This window comes from Cellulosimicrobium sp. NPDC030954 (assembly GCF_055571305.1).
Map to the genome: position 1 here is coordinate 37,374 of NZ_JBVIFN010000003.1, position 19,869 is coordinate 57,242.

Annotated in this window: 14 protein-coding genes and 1 tRNA gene; 5 read left to right on the forward strand and 10 right to left on the reverse strand. The window is 75.3% G+C overall.

Features of this window, described 5'->3' with window-relative positions; all coding sequences use genetic code 11:
- Positions 1–25 precede the first annotated feature (25 nt).
- From ACZ402_RS07825 to ACZ402_RS07835, 3 genes are all read left to right on the forward strand, one after another.
- A complete protein-coding gene (locus ACZ402_RS07825; protein WP_375822811.1) occupies positions 26–1,012 on the forward strand; it encodes a DNA topoisomerase IB in 987 nt (328 codons plus the stop codon).
- Positions 1,009–2,574, forward strand: coding sequence for an SDR family oxidoreductase (locus tag ACZ402_RS07830; protein WP_375822812.1), 1,566 nt, complete (start codon positions 1,009–1,011; stop codon positions 2,572–2,574). Before ACZ402_RS07825 ends, ACZ402_RS07830 begins: the two co-directional genes overlap by 4 nt.
- A 73-nt stretch (positions 2,575–2,647) precedes the next feature.
- Positions 2,648–5,248 carry a glycoside hydrolase family 9 protein gene (locus tag ACZ402_RS07835; protein ID WP_375822814.1) on the forward strand — a complete coding sequence of 867 codons (2,601 nt, stop codon included), beginning with the start codon at positions 2,648–2,650 and terminating at the stop codon, positions 5,246–5,248.
- Between the two features lie 57 nt (positions 5,249–5,305).
- Here the strand turns inward: ACZ402_RS07835 and ACZ402_RS07840 are convergent, their stop codons facing one another.
- The 8 genes from ACZ402_RS07840 to ACZ402_RS07875 form a co-directional block, all read right to left on the reverse strand.
- A complete protein-coding gene (locus ACZ402_RS07840; protein ID WP_264032125.1) occupies positions 5,306–5,803 on the reverse strand; it encodes an acyl-CoA thioesterase in 498 nt (165 codons plus the stop codon).
- Positions 5,804–5,945: 142 nt separating this feature from the next.
- Positions 5,946–7,733 carry a dynamin family protein gene (locus ACZ402_RS07845; protein WP_375822816.1) on the reverse strand — a complete coding sequence of 596 codons (1,788 nt, stop codon included), beginning with the start codon at positions 7,731–7,733 and terminating at the stop codon, positions 5,946–5,948.
- The gene (locus ACZ402_RS07850) at positions 7,730–9,790 is read right to left on the reverse strand and encodes a GTPase domain-containing protein (RefSeq protein WP_375822818.1); all 2,061 of its coding nucleotides are present in this window, start codon (positions 9,788–9,790) and stop codon (positions 7,730–7,732) included. The genes ACZ402_RS07845 and ACZ402_RS07850 overlap by 4 nt, the downstream gene beginning before the upstream one ends.
- 134 nt (positions 9,791–9,924) lie before the next feature.
- Positions 9,925–10,926 (reverse strand): phosphotransferase family protein, encoded by a 1,002-nt coding sequence (locus ACZ402_RS07855; RefSeq protein WP_375822819.1) that lies wholly within the window; start codon positions 10,924–10,926, stop codon positions 9,925–9,927.
- Between the two features lie 163 nt (positions 10,927–11,089).
- Positions 11,090–12,772 (reverse strand): energy-dependent translational throttle protein EttA, encoded by a 1,683-nt coding sequence (ettA, locus tag ACZ402_RS07860; RefSeq protein ID WP_375822820.1) that lies wholly within the window; start codon positions 12,770–12,772, stop codon positions 11,090–11,092.
- Positions 12,773–12,906: 134 nt separating this feature from the next.
- A complete protein-coding gene (locus ACZ402_RS07865) occupies positions 12,907–13,566 on the reverse strand; it encodes a single-stranded DNA-binding protein (RefSeq protein WP_375822822.1) in 660 nt (219 codons plus the stop codon).
- A gap of 44 nt (positions 13,567–13,610) precedes the next feature.
- Positions 13,611–15,197, reverse strand: a complete 1,587-nt coding sequence (locus ACZ402_RS07870; protein WP_375822824.1) for an ABC transporter — start codon at positions 15,195–15,197, stop codon at positions 13,611–13,613.
- On the reverse strand, positions 15,194–16,876 hold the full coding sequence (locus tag ACZ402_RS07875; protein WP_375822825.1) for a GTPase: 1,683 nt from the start codon (positions 16,874–16,876) through the stop codon (positions 15,194–15,196). The genes ACZ402_RS07870 and ACZ402_RS07875 overlap by 4 nt, the downstream gene beginning before the upstream one ends.
- Before the next feature lie 133 nt (positions 16,877–17,009).
- Here ACZ402_RS07875 and ACZ402_RS07880 point away from each other — a divergent pair.
- A tRNA-Arg gene (locus tag ACZ402_RS07880) sits at positions 17,010–17,085 on the forward strand.
- A gap of 377 nt (positions 17,086–17,462) precedes the next feature.
- Here the strand turns inward: ACZ402_RS07880 and ACZ402_RS07885 are convergent.
- Both ACZ402_RS07885 and ACZ402_RS07890 read right to left on the reverse strand, forming a co-directional pair.
- On the reverse strand, positions 17,463–17,648 hold the full coding sequence (locus ACZ402_RS07885) for a hypothetical protein (protein WP_375822827.1): 186 nt from the start codon (positions 17,646–17,648) through the stop codon (positions 17,463–17,465).
- Positions 17,645–18,190, reverse strand: coding sequence for a TIGR03618 family F420-dependent PPOX class oxidoreductase (locus tag ACZ402_RS07890; protein ID WP_375822828.1), 546 nt, complete (start codon positions 18,188–18,190; stop codon positions 17,645–17,647). The genes ACZ402_RS07885 and ACZ402_RS07890 overlap by 4 nt, the downstream gene beginning before the upstream one ends.
- A 401-nt stretch (positions 18,191–18,591) precedes the next feature.
- Between ACZ402_RS07890 and ACZ402_RS07895 the strand changes: the two genes are divergently transcribed.
- Positions 18,592–19,809, forward strand: coding sequence for a toxic anion resistance protein (locus ACZ402_RS07895; RefSeq protein WP_375822830.1), 1,218 nt, complete (start codon positions 18,592–18,594; stop codon positions 19,807–19,809).
- Positions 19,810–19,869: the final 60 nt, after the last annotated feature.

The window sequence follows — 19,869 nt, forward strand, 5'->3', positions numbered from 1 at the left end:
GCGACGCGTCCTGCACCATGACCGGGTGCGACTGCGTCGGGTGTCCGTGACCTCCCCCGGGTACTCGCGGCGCCCGAAGGGCGACTCCTGGGTGTTCCTCGACGTCGAGGGGCTCCCGCTCTCCGAGGAGGACGAGGTCGGACGGTGCACGCGTCTCGCGGTCCCGCCGGCCTGGTCCGACGTCTGGATCTGCCGCTATCCCGACGGGCACATCCAGGCGTTCGGGCGCGACGTCGCCGGTCGGGGCCAGTACCTGTACCACGAGCAGTGGCAGGTGCGCCGTGCGCGGCGCAAGCACGACCACGTGCTCGACGTCGGCCGGCGCCTGCCCGCGGCCCGGCGCCGCGTCGCGCGCGAGCTCGCGCAGCCCGGCATGGGCCGCGAGAAGGTGCTCGCCCTCGCGTTCCGGCTGCTCGACCTCGCGTACTTCCGTGCCGGCGGCGAGATCTACGCCCAGCAGAACAAGAGCTACGGCCTGGCGACGATCCGCAAGGAGCACGCACGGGTCCGGCGCGACGGGAGCGTGCACTTCCACTACCCCGCGAAGTCGGGCCAGGTGCGCGACGTCGTCGTGGACGACCCGGTGGTCGCCGAGCTCGTCACGACGCTCAAGCGGCGCCGCGGCGGCGTCGAGCTGCTCGCGTGGCGCGAGGACGGGCCCGACGGCCGGGCCGCGTGGCACGACGTCACGAGCGCCGACGTCCAGGCGGGCATCAAGGAGCGGCTCGGCGAGGACGCGACGCCCAAGGACTTCCGCACGTGGCACGCCACCGTCCTCGCGGCGCGCGCGCTCGCCGACGCCGGGGCCGCGCCGGCCTCGGAGCGGGCGCGGCGCCGGGTCGTCGCGGGGATCGTCAAGGACGTCGCCGAGGAGCTGGGGAACACGCCCGCCGTCGCGCGGTCGTCGTACATCGACCCGCGCCTGTTCGACCTGTGGGAGCGTGGCGAGACCATCGGGTCCACGCGGTCGCAGACGCGCGCCGAGCGCGAGCTCCTGGAGCTCCTCTCGTGAGGGCCGCGGTCACCGGCGTCACCGGCTACGTGGGCGGGCGGCTCGTGCCCGAGCTGCTGCGCGCAGGGTTCGAGGTGCGCGCGCTGGCACGGCACCCCGAGCGGCTCGCGGGGCGCGAGTGGGTCCACGACGTCGAGACGGTGGCCGCCGACGCGGCCGACCTCGAGCAGACCCGCGCGGCGCTCCAGGGCGCCGACGTCGCGTATTACCTCGTGCACTCGCTCGGCACCGGGAGCACGTTCGAGGCGCGCGACCGCCGCACCGCGCTCACGTTCGCGCGCGCGGCGCGCGAGGCGGGCGTCGGGCGGATCGTCTACCTCGGCGGGATGTTCCCGGACGTCCCGGAGGGCGAGCTCTCGCGCCACCTGGCCTCGCGCAAGGAGGTCGGCGAGATCCTGCTCGCGTCGGGCGTCCCGACGACGGTCCTCCAGGCGGCGGTGATCCTCGGCTCCGGGTCCGCGTCGTTCGAGATGATGCGCTACCTCACCGAGCGGCTCCCGGCCATGACGACGCCGAAGTGGGTCGACAACCGCATCCAGCCCATCGCGGTGCGGGACGTGCTGCGCTACCTCGTAGGGTCCGCGACGATGCCGCCCGACGTCTCGCGCGCGTTCGACGTCGGCGGGCCCGACGTCCTCACGTACCGCGACATGATGCAGCGCTACGCGAAGGTGGCCGGGCTCCCCCGCCGCGCGATCGTCAGCGTCCCGGTGCTCACGCCGAAGCTGTCGAGCCTGTGGGTCGGGCTCGTCACGCCCGTGCCGTCGGGCATCGCGCGCCCCCTGGTCGAGTCGCTCCAGCACGAGGTCGTGTGCCGCGAGCACGACATCCGGCGGTACGTGCCCGACCCGCCCGAGGGCCTCGTCGGGTTCGACCGCGCCGTCGAGCTGGCCCTGGAGCGCATCCACGACGGCGAGGTCGTGACGCGCTGGTCGTCCGCCTCGGTGCCGGGAGCGCCGTCGGACCCGCTGCCGAGCGACCCCGACTGGGCCGGCGGCTCGCTGTACGTCGACGAGCGGCGGACGGTCGTCGACGCGCCGCGCGACGTGCTCTGGCGCGTCGTCGAGGAGATCGGCGGGCAGGGCGGCTGGTACTCGTGGTCGCTCGCGTGGCGCGTGCGCGGGCTCCTGGACCGCGCGGTCGGCGGGCCCGGGCTGCGCCGGGGCCGGCGCGACGAGCGGCACCTGCGCGTGGACGACGAGCTCGACTGGTGGCGTGTCGAGGCGATCGAGCCGGGCCGTCGCCTGCTGCTTCGGGCCGAGATGCGCCTGCCGGGGCTCGCATGGCTCGAGCTGCGCGTCGACGAGGCCGCCGCCGAGCTCCCTGATGCCACCGACCCCGACGCGCCCGGCCCCTCGCCCGAGGACGCGAGCGGTCCCGGCCGGACCTACTTCGCCCAGCGCGCGCTGTTCTACCCCCACGGCCTCGCGGGCCAGCTCTACTGGTGGGCGGTCAAGCCGTTCCACGGCGTCGTGTTCGGCGGGATGCAGCGCAACGTCGCCGCGGCGGCGGAGCGCGCCGCGCGGGACGGCGAAACGTTTCAGGGCCGCGCGCGTCCTTGACCCCGGTTCCGCCGCCTCCGGACAGTGTCGACGACCTGCGTCGACGCGGACGCAGCCGGACCGAGAGGCAGCCATGCACCCACGACCCACCGCGGTCCTCGCCGCGGGCGCCCTGCTCGTCGCGAGCCTCGCGGCCACGACCCCGGCCTCGGCCGCGCCGGACCCGACGCCGGTCCCGGCAGCGGCCGCCGCTGCCACCGCCGAGCCGAACTACGCCGAGGCACTCCAGAAGTCGCTCTTCTTCTACGACGCCCAGCGCTCGGGCGACCTCCCCGACGACTTCCGCGTGAGCTGGCGCGGCGACTCCGCGCTCGACGACGGCGCCGACGTCGGGCTCGACCTCACGGGCGGCTGGTACGACGCGGGCGACCACGTGAAGTTCGGGCTGCCCATGGCGTTCACGACGACGATGCTCGCGTGGGGCGCGATCGCGAGCCCCGACGGGTACGCGGCGTCGGGCCAGCGCGACGAGCTGCTCGACTCGCTGCGCTGGGTCAACGACTACTTCGTCAAGGCGCACCCCGAACCGGACGTGCTCTACGCCCAGGTCGGCGACGGCGACGCGGACCACAAGTGGTGGGGCCCCGCCGAGGCGATGCAGATGGCCCGCCCGGCGTACAAGGTCGACCGGTCGTGCCCCGGGAGCGACGTCGCGGGCGAGACCTCGGCAGCCATGGCCGCGTCGTCGATCGTCTTCGCGGACGACGACCCGGCGTACGCGGCCGAGCTCGTCGAGCACGCCGAGCAGCTCTACGACTTCGCCGACACGTACCGCGGCACGTACTCCGACTGCGTGCCCGCGGGCGCCTTCTACAACTCCTGGTCCGGCTACCAGGACGAGCTCGTCTGGGGCGCGGCCTGGCTCTACGAGGCGACGGGCGACCCGACGTACCTCGCCAAGGCCGAGCAGGAGTACGCCGGTCTCTCCCGCGAGAACCAGACGAGCACGCCGTCGTACCGCTGGACGATCGCGTGGGACGACAAGACGTACGGCGCGTACGCGCTGCTGGCCCAGGCCACCGGCAAGCAGCAGTACGTCGACGACGCGAACCGCTGGCTCGACTACTGGACCACCGGGTACCAAGGGTCGCGCGTGCGGTACTCCCCCGGCGGGCAGGCGTTCCTCGACTCGTGGGGCTCGCTGCGCTACGCCGCGAACACGGCGTTCGTCGCGCTGACCTACGGCGAGTGGCTGCGGGGTCGCGGCGACACGACCCGCGCGCAGACGTACCAGGACTTCGGCGAGCGCCAGATCGGCTACGCGCTCGGCGACAACCCGCGCGGTGCGTCGTACGTCGTCGGGTACGGCGAGGACCCGCCGCAGAACCCGCACCACCGCACCGCGCACGGCTCGTGGCTCGACTCGCTCGCCGAGCCTGCGGCGACGCGGCACGTCCTCTACGGGGCGCTCGTCGGGGGCCCGGGCGCGCCGGACGACGCGTACACGGACAGCCGCTCGGACTACGTCGCGAACGAGGTCGCCACGGACTACAACGCAGGCTTCACGTCGGCTCTCGCCTACCTCGTCGGCGAGCACGGGGGCGCCCCGCTCGCCGACTTCCCGCAGCCCGAGGCCCCTGACCAGGACGAGTTCTTCGTCGAGTCGCGCCTCAACCAGCCCGGCACCGCGTTCACGGAGATCAAGGCCGTGCTGCGCAACCGGTCGGCCTTCCCGGCGCGCGTGCTCGACGACGTCCGCCTGCGGTACTGGTTCACGCTCGACGACGGCGCCGACCCCGCGACCCTGCGCGCCACGACGAACTACTCCGAGTGCCCCGGCGCGACGGCGAGCGTCGGCCACGCGGGCGGCGACCAGTACTTCGTCGAGATCGACTGCTCGGGCTCGGTCGTGTACCCCGGGGGCCAGTCCCAGCACCGCCGCGAGGTGCAGTTCCGCGTCACGGCGGACGTCTGGGACGCCGCGGACGACTGGTCCTTCGCACAGGTCGCGACCGGCGACGCCCTGACGAAGAACGCGCGCATCACGCTGTACGAGGGCGACGAGCTGCTGTGGGGCGACGAGCCGTCGGCGGGGCCGGTCGATCCGGACACCACGCCGCCGTCGAGTCCGGGGGCGCCGACGATCTCGGCCGTCACCGCGGCCGGGGCGACCGTCGCGTGGCCGCCGTCCTCGGACGCCGGCAGCGGCGTCTCCGGGTACGACGTGCTGCTCGACGGCGTGCGGGTCGCGACCACCTCGGGCACGACGCTGGCCCTGACGGGACTCGCGCCCGAGACGACCTACCGCGTCGCCCTCGTCGCGACCGACCGGGCCGGCAACGCGTCGGCGCCCGGGCCGGCAGCGACGTTCACGACCCCGGCGACGTCGACGGGTCCCGCGCCCGGCGCCTGCGCCGTCCGCTGGTCGTCGAGCGACTGGGGGTCCGGCGGGACGGTGACCCTCCGGCTGACGAACACGGGCACGACGGCGCTCGACGGGTGGGCGCTCGCGTTCACCTTCCCGTCCGGGCAGACCGTGACGAACGGCTGGAGCGCCACCTGGACGCAGACCGGCGCCGACGTCACGGTGCGGTCCGCCGCCTGGAACGGGACGCTCGCCCCCGGTGCCTCCGTGGAGGTCGGCGCGAACGTCGCGCACGGCGGCGTGAGCACGCCGCCCTCGCGGTTCACGCTGGTCGACGGGTCGGGCGGGACGGAGTGCACCGTCGGGTGAGCCCTCGCCCACGAGCGTCGCTCGCGCCGGGACGCTGCTCCCCGGCGCGAGCGACGGTCACCTGCGGCGGCGGAAGGTCAGCGGCTCCTCGACGAACGGCTCCCACGCCGCACGCTCGGCCTCGGTGATGCGGCGGGGCGCCCCGGTCGCGGCGTCGACCACGACGATCGTGGTCACCGCCTTCGCGTAGGGGGCGCCGCCCGAGGTGGGGCCGGTGCGCTCGAAGCGCGCGGCGCCGTCGTGCACCTCGTAGCAGACCTCCAGGCTCGCGCCGCCGAGGTGCCCGATCCACAGCTCGACCCGCACGGGCGTGCGCGTGAAGCCGAGCGGGCGCAGGTACTCGATCTCCTGCCGCGCGACGAGCGTGTGGCTCGTCGCGGCCGGCCCGGTCTCCAGGACCGCCGTCGGCCAGGCGTCCTCGCCCGCGTCCGGGTGGGTCCAGAACGCCGTGATGCGCGCGTCCTCCAGCAGCCGGAACATCTCGACGTTGTTCACGTGGGCGTACGCGTCGAGGTCCGACCACCTCAAGGAGACGGGGACGTGCAGGCGGGTCATGGAGTGTCCTCTCGCTCGACGGGTGGCGCGACCATTCTCCTCCGACCGCCGACCACGACGTTCCGCGCCGTCGAGCACGACGTCGCTGTCGTTCTCGGCCCGATTTCGAGAGCAACCTCATGTTCGGCGGGGAGGCGGGGCGTCAGGACGCGGCGACGAGGGCCGCGGCGCGGCAGCTCGCGAGCGCCGACAGCTCCTCGCCCACCGGGAGCCGGACCAGGCGGTCGGCGACCTGGCCGACGGCGTCGCGCAGCCGGCGTCGGGCCCGCGCGGCGCGGCGTCGCCCGCCCACCGCCGCGGCCGCGCGCGAGAGGAGCGCGACGACGACGCCGACGACGACCCCACCGAGCACGAGCAGCGTCGGCCACGGGAGCTCGGGCGCTCCCGGCCCGCCGAGCGTGAGCACCGGCGTCGGCGGCTCGGGCAGGCGCAGGTAGGTGAACCCCCACAGCGCGGCGAGCCACAGCAGCCCGACCACGAGCGCCGCGAGCACGAGCCACTGGAAGGCGCCGACGACGCGCCACCACACCGGCCGGCGCGACGCCTCGAGCTCCGTCCCGGCGACGGCCTGGTCGAGCGCGTCCGCGAGGTCCGCCGCCCCCTCGGAGGCCCGACGCCGCACGGCCAGCGCCCAGTCGTCCGGAACCCCCGCGGTCGCATCGCTCGCGTAGTCGCGCACGGCCGTCTGCGCCCCCGCGCGGAGCGCGGCCGGGACCGCGGGCAGCGAGGTCCGGGCGAGCTCGGGACGGGCCTCGCCGTCCCCGGCGCCGAGGTCTTTCGTGGCGCGAGCCCGGGCCGACCCGGGCGCGGGGCCTGCACGGAGCCCGATGCGGCGCAGCGGGTCGGGCCGGAACCGCCCGACCCAGCGCGTGACGGGCCAACCCGTCGCGGCGCGCGCGTCGCGCACGGCCGAGCCCCGCACCGCCGCGACGACGGTGGGCACGCCCGCCGCGGCCTCGAGCGCGTCGACGAGGCCGTCGCGCGCCCGGCGTGCGGCGCGCTCCGGGACGGGCTCGCCGCACGCGGCGGCGACGCGCCGGGCCACGGCACGGACGTCGGCGGCGAGCCGGTCGTTCGCCGCACGCCGTCGCGCCGCGGCGTCCGCAAGCAGACCGCGCAGCTCGTCGAGCCCCTGCCCCGTGCGCGCCGAGACCCCGAGGACGCGCGCGTCGCCGAGCCCGTCCTCGGCGGCGAGCCGGCGCAGGTCCGCGAGGCACGCGTCCGCGTCGGCAGGCGAGAGCCGGTCGACCTGGTTGAGCACGAGCACGACGACCGAGCCGTGCCCCGCGAGGGGGCGCAGGTAGCGCTCGTGCAGCGCGGCGTCCGCGTACTTCTGCGGGTCGACGACCCACACGAGCAGGTCCGCACGCTCCACGAGGCGCTCCGCGCGCACGCGGTGCTCGACGACGACCGAGTCGTGGTCGGGCAGGTCGAGCAGCACGAGGCCGCTCGTGACCTCTGCGGCGCGCCGGCCCTTGAGGAGCCCGCGGAGCCCGCCGCCCGCGCGCGCGTCGTCGGGGTCGCCCGACGTGAGCGGCGTGCCCATCTCGTGCCGGCGCCGCACCTCCAGCCAGTCGAGGAGGGCCCCGGCCCCGGCTGCGCCGGGCGCCGTACCGGACGGCGTTCCGCCCGCCGGGTGCGCCACCGCGCCGGTGCCCCACACGGCCGCCAGGGGGTGCGACGTCGTCGGGCGCTGGACCCCGACCGTCGCGAGCTCGTCCCCGGCGAGCGCGTTGAAGACCGACGACTTGCCCGAGCCCGTCGCACCGGCGAGCGCGACGACGGTGTGGTCGGCCGAGAGGCCCGCGCGCTCGCGAGCCCGGGCGACGACGGTGCGTGCGTCGGCGAGCAGGTCGGCGTCGAGGCGACCCTCGCCGGCACGGACGGCGGTCTCGAGCGCGGTCGTGCGCGCCGCGAGGTCGATCGTCATGCGCGCTCACCACCCAGCAGCCGTCGCCAGAACCCGGGCCTGCGGCCCGACTCGTCGTCGCCCTCGGGCAGGCTCGCGGGCTCGTCCTCCGCCGACCCGCTCCAACCCGCGCCCCGCAGGAGCCGCGCGGCGTGCCGCCCCGTGGTCGGGCGGGCCGCGTCCTGGTCCCGCCCGCGCGCGGTGCGCTCGACCCGCGCCGCCGCCTCGACCGCCCGCGCGGCCTCGCGCACGGTGCGCGCCGTCTCGTCCGCCTCCGCGGTGCCGAGCGCGTCGAGCTGCGCCGTGTAGCGCCGGGCCTCGTCGTCGAGCACGGCGCGCACCCGCTCGGCGAGGCGGTCCCGCGCCGTCCGCGTGAGCCGCCGTACGGCGTCGTCGCCGAACACGGCCTCGAGGAGCTTCTGCGCGAGGATCGCGGTCCCCCCGGCGATGCCGACCTCGGCGCCCGTGAGGCCGCCCGTCGACGCGAACACCACGACCATGAGGCTCAGCCCGAGCCCGTTGATCCCGAACGACAGCGCCCGAGCCGCCCCACGCTTGCCCGCGCCCTGCTCGCGCACGAGGTCGAGGACGTCCGACTGCCAGCCCCGGATCTCCTCGGCGACCCTTGCCCGCACGCCGGCCGACGAGCGCGACAGGTCGAGCCCGTCCAGCAGCGCCGTGCCGGCCGGGTCGGCGCGCCACCCGCCGTACGCGCGCTCCGCGGCCGCGTCCGTCGCGTCGAGCACGACGGCCTCCAGCCCGTGCGCGATCGCCTGCTCGACCTGAGGCGCCTGCGCCGGGCGCCCGCGGAAGAACGCCGCGACGGCGTCGCGCACACGCCCGACGCCCTGCTCCACGGAGCGGAACAGCTCGCTCGTCCCGACGAAGTCCTGCCAGCGCGCGAGCACCTCGCCGCGCAGCAGCGCGCCGTCGCTCGTGGCGGCGTCCACGGTGGCCGCCGCCTCGTCGTACGCGCGCCCGACGACGGCCCGCAGGCGCGCGTCGGACGTCGCCTGGGCGTCGGCGGCTCCGGCCACGAGCACGGCCCGGCGCACGAGGTCGTCCACGACGCCGTCCCGCGTCGCGGTCGCGACCCGGTCGCGCGCGTCGCCGTCGGCCCCCAGCGCGGACAGCCACGACGCGACCTGGGCGACGGACCGCTCCGGGAGGAATCCGTCGACCAGCTCGGACTCCCCCACGACGAACAGCGGCGCGGCGTCCAGCCCGTTCTCGTCCATCATGCGGCGGAGGTCGTCGGCCACGGCCTCGGCGCCCGGGTCGACCCGGTCGAGCACGATCGCGACCTGCGCGCGCCGCTCGGCCGCGCGGTGCAGGAGGTCCCACGGGACCGCGTCGGCGTAGCGCGCGGCCGTCGTGACGAAGAGCCACAGGTCCGCCGCGGCGAGGAGCTGGGCCGCGAGCTCGCGGTTCGCCGTCTCCACGGAGTCGACGTCGGGCGCGTCCACGAGCGCGAGGCCCTGCGGCAGCGCGTCGCTCGCGACCAGCCGGAGCGTGCGCGTCGGGTCGGCCGGGCTCGCGTTCGAGGTTCCCGCGGTCCGGCCGGGCACGGCGGTCGCGTCGCGCGCGACCGCGGCGGGGCCCCGCCCGTGCTCGCTCACGCGCGCGAGGCCGGGGAGCACGCGGTCGGTGGAGAACCAGCGCTCGTCGAGCGGGTGGTGCACGAGGACGGGAGCGCGGGTGGTCGGCCGCAGCACGCCGGGCGCGGACACGTGCTCGCCGAGCAGCGAGTTCACGAGCGTCGACTTCCCCGCGCCGGTGGACCCGCCCACGACGACGAGCAGCGGCGCGGCGTGCGAGCGCAGCCGCGGCAGCAGGTAGTCGTCGAGCTGGTGCACCGCGAGGTCGAGGTCCTCGCGCGCGGCAGCCGCGCCCGGGGGTTCCAGCGGCAGCCGCGCCGCCGCGAGCCGGCCGCGCAGGATCTCCAGGGACTCGACGAGCCCCGCCGTCGCCGCGGCGCCCGCGGCGACAGCCCCAGGACGCGACCCGTCGGCCGCCGGCTCGGGGGCCGAGCCGTCCGCACGGACCACGCCGTCTCCGGGGTCACCGCTGGCCGTCATCCCGCCAGTCTGCCGCAACGCCGCTGGTCAGGCCCGGTGTGAGTCGGCGCGCCGCGCGAGATCGGCCCGCCCGGCACGAGATCGACCTTCGGAGGGTCGATCTGGGACGCTCGGGCCGATCTCGCGGGCGTGGCTCACTCCCCCAGGCGGCGCCGGAGCCATGCGACCCCGACCTCGGCCTGCGCCCGCTGGAACGCCCGCACGTGCGGGATGCCCGGGGGTGCCGGGTCGAGCGAGGACTTGAGGAAGAACCCCGTGAGCGACGCGAGGTAGCAGGTCACCGCGTCGGGCTCGACGTCGCGCGGCAGCGGGTGGCGCCGCAGCACCTCCTCGGGCGGCGGCCCGCCCTCGACCTGCACGGCCGGGAGCATGCCGACGGCATCGCAGAACGCGGCGCCGCGCGCGGCGTACGGCCAGTCGACGGCGACGGCGACGAGCCTGTCCCTGGTGCGCTCGCCGCGGATCGCGGACCCCAGCACCGCGCCGTCCACGAGCAGGGCGTTGTCGCCCCGGAGGTCGCCGTGGACGAGGTGGTCGCCCGCCGTGGCCTCGGGCCACGGCTCGGCGAGCGCGGCGAGGCGGTCGAGCCGGGCCGCGACCCACGGGTCGTAGGTGCTCAGGGCCTGCGGGCGACGGTCCGCGAGGTCCTCCCACTCGCGCCACTCGACCGTCTCCGCGAAGCGCGGGAGCGGCGCGTCCCCCGTGACCTCGACCTCCGCGACGCGGCGCGCGAGGTCGGCCACCGCGGCGAGCTCGTCGTCCCGCCACGGCGTGGCGACGGCCCGGCCGGGCACGGCGTCGAACGCGAGGGCGACCCACTCGCCGGCCCCGTCGAGGTCGTCGTCGAGGACCCACCGGAGCACGGGCGCCGGCGTCTGCGCGGGCAGCGCCGCGGCGACGCGCGCCTCGAGCCGGTACAGGTCGCGGGTGAACGCGTGCTCGGGCCCGACCGCCTTGACGAACACGTCCCCGCAGCTCGCCCGCAGCGTCGACGCGAGCCCCTGCGAGTAACCGCCGTCGTGGCTCGTCCACCCCGTGACGACGTCCCCCAGCCGGGCCTCGACGGCGGCGCGCACCGCCGGCGGGAGGTCGGGCCAGGTGGGGCGTACGCGCGAGGGAGCGAGGTCGAGGGTCATGGAGCGCGATCCTGCCGAGGGCCAGACGACGACGTCAACGGCTTTCCGCGCCCCGGAGCAGCGCGGGTGCGGGCGCGAACTCCCGGACACCCGGACACCCGACACACAGACGCCGGGCGGGAACGAGTCCCGCCCGGCGTCGTGGTCGATCGAGGCCGCGAGGTCAGTCGCGCGTGAGCTTGCGGTACGTCACGCGGTGCGGGCGCGCCGCGTCGGCACCGAGGCGCTCGACCTTGTTCTCCTCGTAGGACGCGAAGTTGCCCTCGAACCAGTACCAGCTCGCCGGGTCCTCCTCCGTGCCCTCGTACGCGAGGATGTGCGTCGCGACGCGGTCGAGGAACCACCGGTCGTGGGACACCACGACGGCGCAGCCGGGGAACTCGAGCAGCGCGTTCTCGAGCGAGCCCAGGGTCTCGACGTCGAGGTCGTTCGTCGGCTCGTCGAGCAGCAGGAGGTTGCCGCCCTGCTTGAGCGTGAGCGCGAGGTTGAGACGGTTGCGCTCACCGCCGGACAGCACGCCCGCGGGCTTCTGCTGGTCCGGGCCCTTGAACCCGAACGACGCGACGTACGCGCGCGACGGGATCTCGACGTTGCCGACCTTGATGAAGTCGAGGCCGTCGGACACGACCTCCCACAGCGTCTTCTTGGGGTCGATGCCGCCGCGCGACTGGTCGACGTAGGAGATCGAGACGGTCTCGCCGACCTTCAGGTCGCCGCCGTCGAGCGGCTCGAGCCCGACGATCGTCTTGAACAGCGTCGTCTTGCCGACGCCGTTCGGGCCGATCACGCCGACGATGCCGTTGCGCGGCAGCGTGAAGCTCAGCCCGTCGATGAGCTGGCGACCGTCGAAGCCCTTCTGCAGGTTCGACGCCTCGAGGACCACGTTGCCCAGGCGCGGGCCCGGCGGGATCTGGATCTCCTCGAAGTCGAGCTTCCTCGTGCGCTCCGCCTCGGCGGCCATCTCCTCGTACCGGGCGAGGCGGGCCTTCGACTTGGTCTGGCGGCCCTTGGCGTTGGACCGGACCCACTCGAGCTCCTCCTTGAGGCGCTTGGCGAGCTTCGCGTCCTTCTTTCCCTGGACCTGGAGGCGCTCGCCCTTCTTCTCGAGGTAGGTCGAGTAGTTGCCCTCGTAGGGGTACAGGCGGCCGCGGTCGACCTCGCAGATCCACTCGGCGACGTGGTCGAGGAAGTACCGGTCGTGGGTGACGGCGAGGATCGCGCCCGGGTACGTCGCGAGGTGCTGCTCGAGCCACAGCACGGACTCGGCGTCCAGGTGGTTCGTGGGCTCGTCGAGCAGCAGCAGGTCCGGCTTCTCGAGCAGGAGCTTGCACAGCGCGACGCGGCGACGCTCACCACCGGAGAGCACCGACACGTCGGCGTCCGGCGGCGGGCAGCGCAGCGCGTCCATCGCCTGCTCGAGCTGCGAGTCGAGGTCCCACGCGTCCGCGGCGTCGATGGCCTCCTGCAGCGTGCCCATCTCCGCGAGGAGCGCGTCGAAGTCGGCGTCGGGCTCCGCCATGAGCGCGGAGATCTCGTCGAAGCGCTGCTTCTTGGCGAGGATGTCCGCGACGGCCTCCTGGACGTTGCCGAGGACCGTCTTCTCCTCGTTGAGCGGCGGCTCCTGGAGCAGGATGCCGACGCTGTAGCCCGGGGAGAGGCGCGCCTCGCCGTTCGACGGCGTGTCCAGGCCGGCCATGATCTTGAGGATCGTGGACTTCCCGGCGCCGTTGGGGCCCACGACGCCGATCTTGGCGCCGGGCAGGAAGTTCAGGGAGACGTCGTCGAGGATGACCTTGTCTCCGTGCGCCTTGCGCGCCTTGTACATGGAGTAGATGAACTCAGCCACAGCCTGTCGTTCCACCGTTTCGGTCGGGAGAGGTACGGGATTCGTCGACCACTCAGCCTACGCGGTCGGGCCGCCGGGGCGCGCCCGACGGCGCCGCGACCCCTCGGGCCGCGGCACCGCCCGCACGACGCCGCTCAGGCGGACGCCAGCGCGCCGGTCTCGGCGTCGGCGTCGGCCACCGGCTCGGGGTCGGCGTCGGCGGGGGCGTCGGTCTCGGCCGGATCGCCGGGCTCGCCCGCGAGCGCCGCCCCGGCGTCCGCGAGGGTCCACGGGTCGTCGAGCGCGCTCTCGTCGCGCGGCGCGCCCTCGAACGCGGTCCCGTCGTGCGCCGTGGCGCCCGGTCCGCCGGACGACCGGTCCGCGCTGCCGGCGGCCCCGGACGCGGCGACGCCGGCCGCGTCGCCCCGGCGCGCGCCGTCGTCCTCGCGCCGGTGGACCGTGCGGGTGAACCGGGCCTCGCCGAGCGTGAGGTCGGGGCCCAGCGCGGTGGCCTCGACGACGAGGCTGGTGCGCGGGCCGTCCGGGCCGTCCCACTCGTCGAGCGAGAGCCGCCCCGTGACGACCACGGGGTCGCCCTTGTGCAGGGACAGCGCGACGTTGCGCGCGACGTGCTTCCACACCTTGACCGTGAACCACAGCGTGCGGCCGTCGACCCACTCGCCGCGCTCGCGGTCGAGGTAGCGGCGCGTCTGGGCGATGCGGAAGCTCGTGAAGTCGTTGCCGGACTGCGAGCGGAACAGCGTGGGCGTCGTCGCGACGAAGCCGGAGAGCGTGACGGTGACGTCACCGGGCATGGTTCCTCCTGAGGTCGGCGGCCGGGCTGGTCCCGGCCACCGCCTCAGGGTGCGGTGGGAGCGGGTGCGCCGTCCGTCGTCGTGCCGTCGCCTGTGGACGGGCCCGTGATCTCCGGGCCTGTGGGTAGCCGTAGCGCCCCGGTGAGCGGCGCCGCGGGGGCCTTGTCGCGCGCGGACTGCGCCAGCTCGCGGACCTGCCGGTGCGTGTCGAGGAGCGCCTGGGTCGGCTTGCCCATCGCGTCCTGCACGACCCGCTCGATCGCTCCCCGCCCGGACGCGAGCACCTGCTGCTCGCGCCGGCGGGCGAGCGTGCGGCGCACCTGGAGCGCCACGAGGAACGCGACCACCGCGCCGACCACGGCGACCGCCGCGACGATCGCGCACACGGTGACGAGCGTCCGCCCGAGGTCCAGCACGCGCAGCGAGCCGAGCACGGCGAGCACGCCTGCGACGACCCCGAGGCCGAGCGCCGTCCAGGCCGCGCGTCGCGTCGGGCGCGAGGAGGACGGCCCGCGCGTGTCGAGGGGGATCTTCGCGAGCGCCGACCGCGTCGCCTCCGCGACCTTCCCCGACGGCGCGACGGCGTCGTCGAGGGCCTTCTGCCACCCCGGTCGCAGGGACCGCCCGGCGCGCGCGAGCCAGCGCGAGCGCGAGAGCGCGACGGCGTCGGGCTGCGGCGGCGAGAACTCGGGGCGGCCGTAGCCGTTGCGCACCGCCGCGCCGACCTGCCCGGCGACGGCGGCGAGGCCGGTCGCGTCGGCGAGCGCGTCGACCTCCTCCTCGACGGCCGTGCTCATGGTCCACGGCACGTCGCCCGGGAGCTGCTCCAGCAGGAGCGCGCCCGCCCGGTCGAGCTCGCCCGCGACGCGGCTCGCGGCGACGCTGCGCCGCGCGACCGCCTGCTCCAGCAGCGAGCGCAGCTCGTCGAGGCCCTCGCCCGTGCGCGCGGAGACGGTCGTGACGTAGACGCCGTCGAGCCCGTCCTCCTCCAGCAGGCGTCCCATGTCCTCGACGAGCGCGACGCGGCGCGCCTCGGGCACGGTGTCGATCTGGTTGAGCGCGACGACCATCGAACCCTCGAGCCCCGTCGACTTCTGCAGGTAGCCCGAGTGCAGGGCGTCGTCGGCGTACTTCTGCGGGTCCACCACCCACACCAGCAGGTCGACGAGCGGGAGCACCCGGTCGACGACGTCGCGGTGCGCGGGCTCGATCGAGTCGTGGTCCGGCAGGTCGAGCAGGACGAGGCCGCCGAGCGCCGCCTCGTCCTCGGCGTCGAGCTCGCCGTCGCGCGTGATGCGGCGCTCGGGGTCCACCTCGAGCCAGTCGAGCAGGGCCGTCGCCGCGCCGCTCCACGAGCACGCGGTGACGCGCGCCGTCGTCGGGCGCTTCACGCCGACGTCCGCGAAGTCGAGCCGCGACACGCGGTTGAACAGGCTCGACTTGCCCGACCCGGTGCCGCCTGCGAGCGCGACGACCGTGTGGTCGACGCCGAGCGCGAGGCGCTCGCGCACGCCCCCGATCGCGTCGCGCACCTGGGCCGCGACCGCGGGGTCGAGGCGGTCCCCCGCGAGGTCCACCGCGCGCGCGAGGTCGTCGACCCGGGCACGCAGCTGGGCGTCGTGGGACGTCACATGAGCCTCCTCAGCTCGGCGAGTCGTAGGCGCAGCCCGACCGCGGCGTCCGCGGCGAGCGCGGGGTCGGCGAGCGCGGTGAGGACGGGCTCGGCCTCGCGCTCGACCATGGTCGCGGCCCGGTCGGCGAGGTCCTCGCGCAGCGCCGCGAGCGCGTCGTCGCCCGTCTCGGCGAGGACGGTCCGCACGAGGCGGGCCGCGTCGTCGCTCCCGGCGGCGCCCGCGAGCAGCAGGGCGGCCAGCCCGGTCTCGCCGAACGCCTTGACCGCCGCCCGGGCGGGCTCGCTCGCCGTCGGCGCGGCGAGGTCCGTCACGACCTGCTCGGCCCGTCGGGACCACTGGAGCACCTGGGTCGTGGCCGAGGCCTCGCGCCGCGCCGCGGCGTCCTCCTCGGTCGGCAGGACGTCGGAGGCTCCCGGCAGCGGGCGGTCCCCGTCGAGCGCGGCCCGCAGCGCGTCGTGCGCCAGGACGCCGTTCGCCGCGAGCGTGCGGTGCGCGGCGTCGCGCGTCTCGTCGAGGAGCGGGGCGAGCACGAGGTCGCGCGCGCGTCCGCGCCGCTTGGACGACCGGACGACGCCACCGCGGACCTTGACGCGGTCCACGCGCTCGGCCCCCGTCACCTGGGCCCACCGCGCCTCGAGCGATCCGTGCGCGACCGCACCGTCCAGCGCGGCCTGGCGTGCGGCGTCGCGCACGGGCGGGACCGCCTTCTCCGCCGCCGAGCGCAGGTCGGCCGCGGCCTCCACCTGCTGCTCGACCGCGTCCGAGACGCCCGTGACCCACGCGGGCAGCGCGCCGAGCGCCCCCTTGAGCGTGCGCACGATCACCGCGCGCGACCGGTCCGGGCCCGCGAGCATCGTCAGCCAGCGCGCGACCGGCGCCACGACCGAGCGGTCGAGCAGCCCCTCGTGCGGGCCGACGTCGGGCACGACGAACAACGGGGTCCCGTCCATGCCGTGGTCGCGCAGGCGCTGCAGCAGGTCGCCACGGATCGTCGTGAGGGTCTCGCGCGGGACGCGGTTGAGCACCATCGCGACGCTCGCGCCGCGCTCCTTCGCGCGCGACAGCGCCTGCCACGGCAGCGCGTCGCCGTAGCGCGAGGCGGTCGTGACGAACAGCCACAGGTCCGCCGCCTCGAGCAGCAGGCTCGCCGTGTCCCGGTTCTCGGACAGGAGCGAGTCCAGGTCCGGGGCGTCGAGCAGGCCCGTGCCGCGCGGGACGCCGTCGTGGTCGACGACGCGCGCCACGCGCGTCACCGGGCCCTCGACGATCACGTCCGCGTCGAGCGGGTTGAACGCGAGGACCGGCTCGCGCGTCGTGGGCCGCAGCACGCCCGCCTGCGACACCTCCTCGCCGAGCAGCGAGTTGTAGAGCGTCGACTTGCCTGCGCCCGTCGACCCCGCGATGACGACGATCGCCGGGGACGACAGCTCGCGCAGCCGCGGCAGCAGGTGCTCGTCGAGCTGCGTGAGGAGGCGGCGCCGTGACGCGTCCGACTCCGCCGCGCCCTCGATCACGAGCGGGAGGCGCACGTCCGCCACGTCGCGGCGCAGGTCGCGCGCGACGTCGTAGACCGTGACACCGAGCTCCTCGGTCGCCTGCGCGGGCCTCCACGAGCCCGGCGACCGGCCGGGCGCGGCGGGGCTCGCGTCGCTCGTGGCGGCGTCTGGGGTTCTCACTGGTTCATAGTGACGGCTGCCGGGGGCCCCGCCAAACGCACGCGCCGCACGACGCGCGACCACCCCACCTGCACGTCCGCCACCACGGCCCCCACCTCCCGAGCCCGCCCGACGCCCACTACGATGGGCGCGCGCCTCGATAGCTCAATGGATAGAGCAACGGCCTTCTAATCCGTAGGTTGCAGGTTCGAGTCCTGCTCGGGGCACCACACGTGACCGGTGCGAACGCGCCTCGGCAGGAGTCCCCGTTCGTTCTCGCGCCGCAGGGCTCCGTGGGCGACGGCGTCCCCGGAGAGCCCGTCCTCGGCCGTCCTCCGAGAACGCGGCCCTCGGTCCCGGGTCCGACCGTACCCCCCACCCCCGGAGCGGTGGTGGCGACAGGTGGCGAGGACCTGGAACCGCCTCCTACGGTGGACGGGCGGCCGAGGTGCCGCAGGGGGCACCGGTCGGTGAAGAAGCCCGCGGCCGGTGCACCTCTTCGACGGGCCACCCGCCCGCCGGAGCGTCAACAGCGCCCCTGCTCCTCCACGCCGAGGGGCGGGGCCGCTGGTCCTGGAGGCGGTCCGGGCCGACGTCGCGGCACCGGTCACCCGTCCGGCTCGACGACGTAGCCCGCGCGCTGGACGGCGGCGAGGAACGCCGCGAGGTCGGGCGCCTCCCGCAGGAGCGACCCGAGCGTGCCCTCGTGCAGCGTGGCGGTGAACGTCGCCGTCGCGAAGGGGTGCGTGACCGGCGCGGTGCCGGGCAGCGGGGGCGGCACGGAGACGCTCACGAGCACCCCCGGCTCGCCGCGCACGACGAGCGCGACCTGCCCGTCCCGCAGGACGCGGTACCGCGGCACCGTCCCGTCCGTCCTCGCATCGCCCACGGGTCCACGGTACGGCCCGGCCGCCCGCGCTCAGCCGAACGACGGCGCCGTCGCGTGGTCGATCTCGACCAGGTAGGCGTGCCGCTCCTCTCCGCGCGGGTAGGGGCCGCCGGTGTAGAGGACGGGAGCCGGTCGACGACGGCCCAGCCCGCGTCGTCGTCGAGCACCTCGACGACGCGCCCGCGCAGGGTCGCCATGACGTACGGGTTCCCGGTCTCGGTCACGGACACCGCGACGCGCGGGTCGCGCGCGAGGTTGCGCGCCTTGCGCGAGCCGGGGCCGGTGAGGAACGCGAGCCGGTCCTCCTCCCAGCCGACCCAGAGCGGCACGACGTGCGGGCCGCCGTCGGGCAGGACGGTCGCGAGGTGCGCGACGTGCGGACCGGCGACGAGCGTGCGGGCGACCTCGGGGACGTGGGCAGGCCCGGGGACGAAGCCGGCGCTCACACGATCGCCCCGCACGAGGGGTCGACGACGACCCCCGTCGTCGCGCCCGCGGCGTCGGAGGCGAGGTACACGGCCGTGCCGGCGACCTCGGAGAGGCTCTCGTCCCTTCCTCGGCGGCGGCGCGCACCTCGTCGGTCGGGGTGCGCGCCGAGCTCTCGCACACGGACGACGGCGCGGGCGGGCGGAACTCATCGGCCGCCCGGACGTCGGGTCGGGCATGGGGAGTTCTCACCCTCCCGATCCCCGGAAAGGGTAAAGATCAGGCCACCCGCCGTAGATATACTCGGCCGACCGGCGCAGGCCGGTTCCGCCCGGTTCGCCCGGGTCGAGGGGGAGGTCGTGAGGCCCGCCCCCACCCGCCACCGACGGCGTCCGACGGCACGCACGAGCGAAGGACAGACATGACCGAGGCAGCACCGCTCCAGCCCCCCGCCCCGACGGAGACGCTCACGCTCAGCGCCCCGGAGCCCGTCAAGCCGGTCGCCGCCACGCAGGCGCCGTCGCTCGCGCCGCGCGTCGACGAGGCAGCGATCCCGGGCCTCGAGTCGAAGGTCTCCTCCTACCTCGACCAGCTCCTCGCGACGGACACGCGCTCGCCCGACTTCGCGGCGAAGGCCGACGACATCCGCAAGATGGGCGACAAGGACATCCGCGCCGCGGCCGACGTGTCCAACCGCATGCTCGAGATGCCGGTCAAGGAGCTGCGCGAGGGCGGCGTCTCCGACAGCTCCAAGGTGAGCAAGTCGCTGCTCGAGCTGCGTCGCACGGTCGAGGACCTCGACCCCAGCGAGGCGAGCATGGGCAAGAAGTTCCTGGGCCTCATCCCGTTCGGCGGGAAGCTCCAGGACTACTTCCGCCGCTACGAGAGCTCGCAGAAGCAGCTCAACGCGATCGTCCAGTCGCTCTACAACGGCCAGGACGAGCTCCGCAAGGACAACGCCGCGCTCAACCTCGAGAAGCAGAACCTCTGGGACTCGATGGCGCGCCTCAACCAGTACATCTTCATCGCGGAGCGGCTCGACACCGAGCTCTCGACGAAGATCGCCGAGCTCGAGGCGAGCGACCCGGAGCGCGCCCAGGCGCTGCGCGAGGACGTGCTGTTCTACGTCCGCCAGAAGCACCAGGACCTGCTGACGCAGCTCGCGGTGTCCATCCAGGGCTACCTCGCGATGGACATCATCATGAAGAACAACGTCGAGCTCATCAAGGGCGTCGACCGCGCGACGACGACGACGGTCTCCGCCCTGCGCACGGCCGTCATCGTGGCGCAGGCGCTCGCGAACCAGAAGCTCGTGCTGGACCAGATCACGGCGCTCAACACGACGACGTCGAACATGATCGCCTCGACCTCGAAGATGCTGGCCGACCAGTCGGCGAGCATCCAGCAGCAGGCCGCGAGCGCGACGGTCGGCCTCCCGCAGCTCCAGCAGGCGTTCGCCAACATCTACGCGACGCTCGACTCGATCTCGACGTTCAAGACGCAGGCGCTCGACTCGATGGCGCAGACCATCGGCGTGCTGGAGACCGAGACGACGAAGGCGAACGAGTACCTCGACCGCGCGCGCCGCTCGGACCAGTCGCAGGTCGGCAACGGCTCGCTCGACATCGGGCGTCTGTGACCCCTGGCGACGCCCGCCCTCCGTCCTCCCGCGGCCTGACCGCCGCTCCCCGCACCACAG